Here is an 8941-nt window from a genome sequence, read left to right on the forward strand (position 1 = left end):
ACAGGGCGACGCGTCGGGCCGATCCGCAGGGCGACGCGTCGGGCCGATCCGACAGGCGACCCCTCAGGCGTCCACGCCCGGGATCGGGGCGCCGGAGGGGAATCCGGCGGCGACATAGCCGTCGTAGAGCCCCTTCCACGGCGCCTCGGCCCCGGCGTGCGGCCCGTCGAGACGCTCCCCGCGCGCGTGGGCGCCGAGGGCGGTCAGGCAGACGTCCCAGCCGGCGCTGTTGCGGGCTGCGGTGTTCTCGTCGCCGAGGACGTTGGTGAGGGTGAAGCGGGTACGTCCCTCGTCCAGGGCCTCCAGGTCGAAGTGCAGTTCGTCGCCGCCCCACTCGAAGGAGAGGTGGCGCGGCTCGTCGACGGCGATGACCCGGCCCGTGGAGTCCGCCATGTTCGGGTCGCCGCCGAACCTGATCGTGCCGCCGGGGCGCAGCTCGATCTCGGCGCGGGACGGGAACCAGTGGGCGAGTTCGTCGGCGTCGGTCACGAATCGCCAGACGCGCTCGACGGGGTGGTCGTAGGTACGGCTGAAGCGGACGGCCGGGCGGCCGTCGTCCAGGGTGAGGTAGGTGCCGGTGAGGTCGGCGGTCATGGGGATCAGTCCTTCGTGACGGGTTCCTCGGGGTCGTCCTGCCGGACCCGTACCAGGCCCGCCTCTCTCAGCACCTTGAGGTGCTTGGAGGTGCCGGGCCGGCTCAGCCCGCATGCCTCCACGATCTCCCCGACGGGCCGGGGCCGCTCCAGGAGCAGCGCGACGATGGCCCGTCGATCCGGACCCGTTTCGAAACGTTGCCGTTTCGCGCCCGTGCGGGCGCCGTCGAGGCGCCGCCCGCGGCGGCCTCGGCGAAGCGGTGGTGGATCCTCGCGATCATCGCCGTCGCGCAGCTGATGGTGGTGCTCGACGCCACGATCGTGAACATCGCCCTGCCCTCGGCCCAGGCCGACCTCGGCTTCTCCGACGGCAACCGGCTGGGGCCCCCACGCCCTTGAGGCAGTGGGGGAGGATCGTCACCGCCTACGCGCTGGCGTTCGCCTCCCTGCTGCTGCTCGGCGGCCGGATAGCGGACCTCTTCGGCCGCAAGCCCGCCTTCCTGGTCGGCGTCGTCGGCTTCGCGGGCGCGTCCGTCCTGGGCGGCGCCTCGACCGGGTTCGAGATGCTGGTCGTCGCGCGCGCCCTGCAGGGTGCCTTCGGCGCGCTGCTCGCCCCCGCCGCGCTCTCGCTGCTCAACACGACGTTCACCGACGCCCGTGAGCGGGCCAGGGCGTTCAGCGTCTACCGGCGCCATCGCGGGTGCCGGCGGCGCGGTGGACCTGCTGCTCGGCGGTGTGCTGACCGACGCCCTGGACTGGCGCTGGACGCTGTACGTCAACGTGCCCATCGCGGCCCTCGCCTTCGTCGGCGGCTGGCTGCTGCTGAGCAACCACCGCGACGCCGCGAACTCCAAGCTGGACGTGCCGGGCACGATCCTGGTCGCCTCCGGACTGTTCGCCGTGGTCTACGGCTTCTCCAACGCCGAGACGCACGACTGGGGTTCGCCGCAGACCTGGGGCTTCCTGCTGGCCGGCGGTGTGCTGCTGGCGGCGTTCGCCTGGTGGCAGACCCGGGCCGCGCACCCGCCGCTGCCCCTGCGGATCCTGCTCGACCGCGACCGCGCCGCCTCCTTCCTGACCGTGCTGATCACCGGCGCCGGAATGTTCGGCGTGTTCCTCTTCCTGACCTACTACCTCCAGATCAACCGGGGCTTCAGCCCGACGAAGACCGGGGTCGCGTTCCTGCCGATGGTCGCGGCGCTCATGGTGATGGCGCAGGTCGGCACCACGGTCCTGGTGCCACGGCTCGGCCCCAAGGTCGTCCTGCCGCTGGGCTTCGCCATCGCCACGGCCGGCATGGCCTGGCTGACCGGGATCGGCATCGGCTCGGACTACACGACCGCGGTGCTGCCGCAGCTGATCATCGTCGGCATGGGCCTCGGTATGGTCATGCCGCCCGCGATGCAGCTGGCCACCGGCGGAGTGGCGGCCGAGGACGCGGGCGTGGCCTCCGCGACGGTCAACGCCATGCAGCAGGTGGGCGGTTCGATCGGTACGGCCCTGCTCAACACGCTCGCCGCGAGCGTGGCCACGGACTACCTCGCGGGCCGGGACGCCACCAGCAAGCTGGTGCGGGCCCAGGCGACGATCGAGAGCTACACCACCGCCTTCTGGTGGTCGGCGGGCTTCTTCGCCGCGGGCGCCCTGATCGCCTTCGTCCTCTTCCGCCGCGGGGTGCCGCAGCAGGACGAGTCCGCCGCACCGGTCGTCCACATGTGACCGACCCGACCGCCTGACCACCGGGTCCGAGGGGCCGCCGTCCACAGGGAGACGGCGGCCCCTCTTCGCCGTCCGGGTACGGCGCTTGTGTCGCGCGGGGCGGCGCACGGGGGCTGACTCCGTTGGCGGGACCGGGAAACGGGTACTCGCCGACGTATGCGAATCAGCGTGGTGGATGTGGGGTCGAACACGGTCCGGTTGGTGGTGGCTGACGCGGAGGGAGGGGTGCCGCTTCCGGTGCACACCGCCAAGTGGCGACTACGGCTGTCGGAACAGGTCAGACCCGGGGAGGCCGTCCCGGAGGAGGCCATCGAGCGGCTGGTCCACGCGGTCTCCGCGGCGGACCGCACCGCGGTCAGGTGGGGCGCCTCCTCTCCCCTGGCCTTCGCGACGGCCGTGGTGCGCGCCGCCCCGAACCGCCGGGACGTGCTGCGCGCCGTGCGGACACGGACGGGGGTGCCGCTGTGCACACTGCCGGGCGAGGTCGAGGCCGAGCTGACGTTCCTCGGGGCGCGCCGGTGGATGGGCTGGCGGTCGGGGCCGCTCGCGCTGCTGGACATCGGCGGCGGCTCGCTCGAAGTGGCCTTCGGACGCGGCCGGTTGCCCGACTTCGTGGCGTCGCTGCCGCTCGGCGCGGCACGGCTGACCCATGAGTTCTTCGACGGAGAGGACCCGCCGACGACCGCACGGGTACGCGCCATGCGCCGCAAGGTCCGCCACCAACTGCGCGACGTCGCGGCCCGGATCCGCTGGGAGGGACCGCGCACGGCGGCGGCCACCTCGCGTACGTTCCAGCAGCTGGGCCGGTTGTGCGGAGCCGCGGCGGGACGTCACGGGCCGTTCGTGGAGCGGCAGTTGGCGCGCTCGGACCTGCGCGAGGCCGTCGGTCGCCTCTCCCTGCTGCCCGCCGCCGAACGCGCCCTGCTCCCCGGCATCTCCGCCCCGCGTGCCGCACAGAGCCTGGCCGGCGCGGTGGTCGCGCACACCGCGATGAAGCTGACCGGCCTGCGCGGGGTCACGATCTGCCCGTGGGCGATCCGCGAAGGGGTCATGCTGCGGCACATCGAGGACGGCACCTCATGGTGGGCGGAGGTATCCCGCATCGAGGAGGAGGTCGCCCCTGCCGAACCGGTACCGCTGCGGATCGCGCCCGCGACCAGCTGACCGCGACCGACGGCAGGGGGCCGAGCGCGGGCGCCCTGACACATCGCACGACCTGGCCGACGACGGAAGGAGACACCCGTGTCCGACGAGAGGAAGCCGCGGCGGGAACAGCCGGAGACGGCGCTGGAGGAGGCGCTGAAGGAGATGTCGGACGCCGCCCACCGCACCGAGGACTCCCCCGAGCGGCGCCGCCGCAGGGGCGAGGCCGGTGAGGCCGTCACCCCGAACACACGCGCCCAGGAGGAGTCCGGGGGCGAGTGACCGGGCCCTGCGCTGCCGGGCGGCGCGCCGGGCGGGTGGCCCGGCGCGCCCCGGGTACTCGGCGGCCATGGCACATGACGTCCGAAAGGCACAGGAAGACGAGGGACCCCGGCTGCCGTCCGCGCGGGGTCCCGTCTCCGCCGCCGTCGAGGACTATCTGCGGGGTGCGGGCCCGCCGCCCCGGAGCCAGGACATCGCGGGCGCGGCCGTCTACGGCGACGATCTCCAGCTGGCCCTCTACGTCTGCTACGAGCTGCACTACCGCGGCTTCGCCGGCGTGCCCGAGTCCTACGAGTGGGACCCGGACCTGCTGCGCGTCCGCGCGGCGCTGGAGCACCGCTTCCTGACCGCCCTGCGCGCCGACGTCCCCGCCCACGACAGCGTGGAGGACGCGCTGGCCGACCTCCTCGTCGAGCCCGTCGACGGCGGCGGCGTCAGCCACTACCTGTCCGCCGAGGGCGAGTTGTGGCAGATACGCGAGTACGCGGTCCAGCGGTCCCTGTACCACCTGAAGGAGGCGGACCCGCACGCCTGGGTGCTGCCGAGGCTGTGGGGCAGGGCCAAGGCCGGCATGGCGGCGGTCGAGTTCGACGAGTACGGCGGCGGCCGCCCCGACCGGGTCCACGCGCGCCTCTTCGCCGACCTGATGACCGACCTCGGCCTGGACACGACGTACGGGCACTATCTCGACGAGGGCACCGCCGAGGCCCTGGCCACGGTCAATCTGATGTCCCTGCTCGGTCTGCACCGGGCGTTGCGCGGAGCGCTCGTCGGCCACTTCGCGGCGGTCGAGATCACCTCGTCGCCCGCCTCGCGACGGCTGGCCGAGGCGATGCGCCGCACGGGCGCGGGGCCGGCCGCCGAGCACTTCTACGACGAGCACGTCGAGGCGGACGCGGTGCACGAACAGGTCGTACGGCACGAGGTCATCGGCGGCCTGCTCGCCGAGGAGCCGCATCTCGCTGCCGACGTGGCCTTCGGCATCGCCGTCACCGGCCATCTGGAGGACCGCTTCGCCGACCGGCTGCTCGGCGCCTGGCGTGCGGGACTGACGTCGCTGCACAGGGGGCCGCAGTCCGCAATCCCCCTTATTTCCTGAATGCCGGGGTACCCGGGGCCGGTGAAAGCTCTGACACCCCCGGGCGTGTACGCCCCCCAGGAAGACACCGAGCTGCTGGTCGGGGCCCTGCGCGAGGAGCCGCTGCCGGACGGCGCGGCCGTTCTCGACGTGGGCACCGGTTCGGGCGCGCTGGCGATCGAGGCGGCGCGGCGCGGCGGCACGCGGGTGACCGCGGTGGACGTGTCCTGGCGGGCGGTGTGCGCGGCACGGCTGAACGCCCGGCTGGCCCGGCTCCAGGTGCACATCCGGCAGGGCAACCTCTTCGCCCCGGTCCGCGGGCAGTCCTTCGACCTCATCCTGGCCAACCCGCCCTATGTGCCCGCGCCCGAGTCGGCTCACGCGCCGCGTGGCGCCGCCCGCGCCTGGGACGCAGGGCGGGACGGGCGGCTCGTCCTCGACCGAATCTGCCTGGAGGCACCCGGTCTGCTGCGCCCCGGCGGTGTCCTCCTGGTCGTGCACTCAGCCCTGAGCTGTCCCGACCGGACGCTGACGCACCTGCGCGGGGCGGGACTGAAGGCGTCCGTGACGCGGCGCCGTGTGATCCCGTTCGGCCCGGTACTGCGCTCGCGCGAGGGCTGGCTGCGGGAGCGCCGTCTGGTGGCAGCCCGCGATCAGAGGGAAGAGCTGGTGGTCGTCCGTGCCGAACTCCCCGTCTGACGAACCGCGCCGGATCAAGGTCCAGCGCCAGGGCCCCGTCCTGGTGGAGGGGCCGGTCGAGGTGGAGCTGGAGGACGGCACCGTCGTCGCCTCCGACCGCTTCCGCGTCGCCCTGTGCACCTGCCGTCGCAGCCGTCGCTACCCGTGGTGCGACACCAGCCACCGTGACCGGGCCAAGGACCGCGCCAAGGACCGGTGAGTCGATCCCGAGGTGCCGGCCAGGCGGCCCCACTCCGCCTGGCCGACCCCCGGTGCGAGATCGCAAGGGGCCCTCGGCAGTACTCGCACTCCCCATCCGCGAGCCGCTGCCGAACTGCACGGGACCGCGCGATCCCGGTCCTCAGAACGCGAAGAGGCTCGTGGTGTAGGAGCCCTTCACGCACTCGTTTCCGAAGGTGCGCTGGTAGGACACGCGTTGGCCCTGCCAGACCCCGTCGACCGTGACGATCACGGGGTCGTACTGCTTGGTGCAGAGCACGCCGTCTCTACTCCTCAGGGCGTCGAAGTTCCCGCCCACACCGCGCAGTTCGACGCACGCGGAGGCGGCATCGGGATGGGTACCCGAGGGCGTCGGGGCGCAGCTGAGGGTGACGGCGCGCACCGGCGTCGTCAGGGTGGCGTCGTCGCCGTGGGCCAGGGTGAGCACCAGCGCCGAGGGGGCGTAGAGCGAGGCGGGGGCGGCGTCCGGGGCGGCGAGGGCGGATCCGGTCAGGGGTCCGCAGACGGCGGTGGCCGTGAGAGCGAGGGTCGCTGCCCAGCGCGCGGTGTTCCGCATTGTGTGCATCCTTCCGCTTGATTTCGGGGGTATGTCGGATCCGGCGCGATCGGTGCCGGAGCGACGAGCGGGAGTCTGCCGAGTCCGCGACGGAAACTCACATCGACACCACGTGTTTCAGTAACCTTGCGTGTTGAATCAGTGGCGTGAAGTAACGGAGTTCGAACGTTCCAACGCCGTAAGTTGGCGGTTCTTGATCGTTCCAAGTCCCCGAGTGGCCGGATCTCGCACGCTGATTAATAGGCCTGAAACATTCCGGTTGAGCCCTCGGCGGACATGCCCGTACCCCCTTGTGTTCATGGAAGGACCGAGTAATCGTCATTACATGATTACGAGCGAGCAACGAGAGAAGCTGCGCGGCTGGCTCGCCGGCCGCCTGCCGGACGACCTCTTCGAGGAGCTGACCGAGGTGACGGTCGACCGCGAGGAGATCACCGTGATCGGCCGCATCCCCGCTCCCCACCTGGCCGAGGACGCCTCGGCCGCGCAGCGGGAGGCGGCCCTGGAGGGCCGGATCCAGGAGTTCCGGGAGCGCACCCGGGACGCGCGGATCGCCGTGGCCCGGGACGCCGAACACCGGTTCCGCCGGAAGGTCTCCTGGGGCGTGGAGTGCGGCCCCGAGCGCGCCCTGTTCACCCATGTCGCCGCCCCCGTGATGACCCGGCTGCGCCAGCCCGAACGCCAGGTCCTCGACACCCTGATCGCCGGCGGGGTCGCCCGCAGTCGCAGTGACGCCCTCGCCTGGTGCGTACGACTGGTCCAGCGGCACACCGACGACTGGCTCGCCGAGCTGCGCGATTCCCTGGAGCACGTGCAGCGGGTGCGGGCGCAGGGGCCGGACGCGGGACCCGAGGAGGCGCCCACGGACACCGAGTGATGGAGGTTTCGTCCACCGACGGCACCGAAGATGGATGAACCGTCCTCTGGTGCGGATCTCGCGCGGCGCCGTACCGTCTGCTGATCCCCGAGAGGACGGCATCCAGGGGCTGCCCGCACACCCCAGCGGCAGACACCGGCCGTCGGCCCCGCCGCGCCACGACGCGCTCCCCCGCCCCGCCCACGCCGGAGCCCTCCCGTGTCCCCACAGTCCCCTGATTCCCCGCGGTCGTCGCAGTCCCCGCGGCCCGAACTGCCGTCGCCCGCCCCCTCCTTGACCGAGGTGGAGACCCACGGTGTCGACCGCATCCCCGACGCCGAGCGCAGTGCGAGTCCGCTGGACCTGTTCCGCCTCGCTTTCGGCGGCGCCAACACCTTCTCCACCTGTGTGCTGGGCGCCTTCCCGATCCTGTTCGGCCTCTCCTTCTGGCAGGGCCTCGCGGCCACGCTCCTCGGGGTCGTCGCGGGCGCGCTGATCCTGTGCCCCATGGCGGTGTTCGGGCCGGTCAACGGCACCAACAACGCCGTCTCGTCCTCCGCGCACCTCGGCGTGCACGGCCGTGTGGTCGGCTCGTTCCTCTCGCTGCTGACGGCCGTCGCGTTCTTCTCCATCTCGGTGTGGAGCTCCGGCGACGCCCTGGTCGGCGGCGCGCACCGGCTGTTCGGCCTGACGCGCGGCGACCTGTCGTACGTCGTCGCCTACGCCCTGTTCGCCGGTCTGGTTCTCGCGGTGTGCGTGTACGGCTTCCGCTTCATGCTGTTCGTCAACAAGATCGCCGTGCCCTCGGCGAGCGTGCTGTTCCTGATCGGCGTGATCGCCTTCGCCGGTGACTTCGACCCGTCCTACTCGGGCGTCTTCACGGACTCCGCGGACGCGGCGACCCGGTCGCTGTTCTGGCCGTCGTTCATCGGCGCGGCCCTGATCGTGCTGTCCAACCCCGTCTCGTTCGGGGCGTTCCTCGGCGACTGGTCGCGCTACATCCCGGCGTCCACCCCGCGCCGCAGGGTGATCGGCGCCGCGTTCCTGTCGCAGATCGCGACGCTGCTGCCGTTCGTGTTCGGCCTGGGGACCGCGAGCATCATCGCCACGAAGGTTCCCGAGTACGTCGATCCGGCAGCGCCCGACTTCGTGGGCGGGCTGCTGGCGATCTCCCCGGGCTGGTACTTCCTGCCGGTCTGCCTGCTGGCCCTGATCGGTGGCATGGCGACGGGCACGACCGCGCTGTACGGGACCGGGCTGGACTTCTCCTCGGTGTTCCCGCGGCTGTCGCGGGTTCAGGCGACGCTGCTGGTCGGCGCGTTGTCGATCGCGTTCATCTTCGTCGGGCGGTTCGGGCTGAACCTGGTCCAGTCGATCTCGACCTTCGCCACGGTGATCATCACCTGCACCACGCCGTGGATGGTCGTGATGATGCTGGGCTACTGGACCCGGCGCGGCTGGTACGACCCCGACGCCCTCCAGGTCTTCAACCGCCGTCAGCGCGGCGGCCGTTACTGGTTCGCGCACGGCTGGAACTGGCGGGGCATGACGGCCTGGTGGGTTGCGGCGCTGATCGGCGTGCTGTTCACGAACATCCCGGGGCAGTTCGTCGGACCGCTGGGCGGTCTCGCGAACGGGGTGGACATCAGCCTGCCGCTGTCGCTGGCCGTCGCCGCCGTCCTGTTCCTGACGCTGCTGCGGCTGTTCCCCGAACCTCGGGCGGTGTACGGGCCGCAGGGTGCGCGGCTGGCGCGCACGGTCGAGGTTCCGGTGCCGCCGATCAGCGGGCCGGGGGC

At 72.3% G+C, this 8941-nt stretch carries 9 protein-coding genes and 2 pseudogenes; 8 read left to right on the forward strand and 3 right to left on the reverse strand.

Going from position 1 to position 8941, the window contains the following annotated elements; genetic code table 11:
• Window positions 1–63: 63 nt before the first annotated feature.
• The gene (locus tag AQJ67_RS21080; RefSeq protein ID WP_062720518.1) at window positions 64–594 is read right to left on the reverse strand and encodes an SRPBCC family protein; all 531 of its coding nucleotides are present in this window, start codon (window positions 592–594) and stop codon (window positions 64–66) included.
• A gap of 35 nt (window positions 595–629) precedes the next feature.
• Window positions 630–761 (reverse strand): annotated as a pseudogene (locus AQJ67_RS21085) (ArsR/SmtB family transcription factor); the annotation flags it as partial.
• A 30-nt stretch (window positions 762–791) separates the two neighbouring features.
• Here AQJ67_RS21085 and AQJ67_RS21090 point away from each other — a divergent pair.
• From AQJ67_RS21090 to AQJ67_RS21115, 6 genes and pseudogenes are all read left to right on the forward strand, one after another.
• Window positions 792–2312, forward strand: a pseudogene (locus tag AQJ67_RS21090) (MFS transporter).
• 156 nt (window positions 2313–2468) lie between these two features.
• Window positions 2469–3476, forward strand: coding sequence for a Ppx/GppA family phosphatase (locus AQJ67_RS21095; protein ID WP_062720519.1), 1008 nt, complete (start codon window positions 2469–2471; stop codon window positions 3474–3476).
• A 78-nt stretch (window positions 3477–3554) separates the two neighbouring features.
• A complete protein-coding gene (locus tag AQJ67_RS21100; RefSeq protein WP_062720520.1) occupies window positions 3555–3737 on the forward strand; it encodes a hypothetical protein in 183 nt (60 codons plus the stop codon).
• A gap of 67 nt (window positions 3738–3804) precedes the next feature.
• Window positions 3805–4836, forward strand: a complete 1032-nt coding sequence (locus tag AQJ67_RS21105; protein ID WP_062720521.1) for an iron-containing redox enzyme family protein — start codon at window positions 3805–3807, stop codon at window positions 4834–4836.
• Window positions 4837–5514: a HemK2/MTQ2 family protein methyltransferase gene (locus tag AQJ67_RS21110; protein WP_062720522.1), complete on the forward strand. Its 678-nt coding sequence runs from the start codon at window positions 4837–4839 to the stop codon at window positions 5512–5514. It abuts the gene before it with no gap.
• A complete protein-coding gene (locus AQJ67_RS21115; protein ID WP_062720523.1) occupies window positions 5495–5713 on the forward strand; it encodes a CDGSH iron-sulfur domain-containing protein in 219 nt (72 codons plus the stop codon). The genes AQJ67_RS21110 and AQJ67_RS21115 overlap by 20 nt, the downstream gene beginning before the upstream one ends.
• 141 nt (window positions 5714–5854) lie before the next feature.
• Here AQJ67_RS21115 and AQJ67_RS21120 read toward each other — a convergent pair whose 3' ends face one another.
• Complete coding sequence (locus AQJ67_RS21120) at window positions 5855–6289, reverse strand: subtilase-type protease inhibitor (protein ID WP_062720524.1); 435 nt, start codon at window positions 6287–6289, stop codon at window positions 5855–5857.
• A 325-nt stretch (window positions 6290–6614) separates the two neighbouring features.
• Here AQJ67_RS21120 and AQJ67_RS21125 point away from each other — a divergent pair, with 325 nt between their 5' ends.
• Together AQJ67_RS21125 and AQJ67_RS21130 are read left to right on the forward strand one after the other, a co-directional pair.
• The gene (locus AQJ67_RS21125; protein WP_062720525.1) at window positions 6615–7166 is read left to right on the forward strand and encodes a CoA-transferase family III protein; all 552 of its coding nucleotides are present in this window, start codon (window positions 6615–6617) and stop codon (window positions 7164–7166) included.
• Window positions 7167–7418: 252 nt separating this feature from the next.
• A partial coding sequence (locus AQJ67_RS21130; protein ID WP_062720606.1) for a purine-cytosine permease family protein occupies window positions 7419–8941 on the forward strand: 1523 nt, incomplete at its 3' end.

The sequence above is a fragment of the Streptomyces caeruleatus genome, assembly GCF_001514235.1.
GTDB classification, from domain to species: domain Bacteria; phylum Actinomycetota; class Actinomycetes; order Streptomycetales; family Streptomycetaceae; genus Streptomyces; species Streptomyces caeruleatus.

Bases quoted from the DNA above. Each gene is read 5' to 3' on its own strand.
- AQJ67_RS21105 (WP_062720521.1), top strand. From the start codon at position 3,805: ATGGCACATGACGTCCGAAAGGCACAGGAAGACGAGGGACCCCGGCTG.
- AQJ67_RS21110 (WP_062720522.1), top strand. From the start codon at position 4,837: ATGCCGGGGTACCCGGGGCCGGTGAAAGCTCTGACACCCCCGGGCGTG.
- AQJ67_RS21120 (WP_062720524.1), bottom strand. From the start codon at position 6,289: ATGCGGAACACCGCGCGCTGGGCAGCGACCCTCGCTCTCACGGCCACC.
- AQJ67_RS21125 (WP_062720525.1), top strand. From the start codon at position 6,615: ATGATTACGAGCGAGCAACGAGAGAAGCTGCGCGGCTGGCTCGCCGGC.
- AQJ67_RS21080 (WP_062720518.1), bottom strand. From the start codon at position 594: ATGACCGCCGACCTCACCGGCACCTACCTCACCCTGGACGACGGCCGC.
- AQJ67_RS21095 (WP_062720519.1), top strand. From the start codon at position 2,469: ATGCGAATCAGCGTGGTGGATGTGGGGTCGAACACGGTCCGGTTGGTG.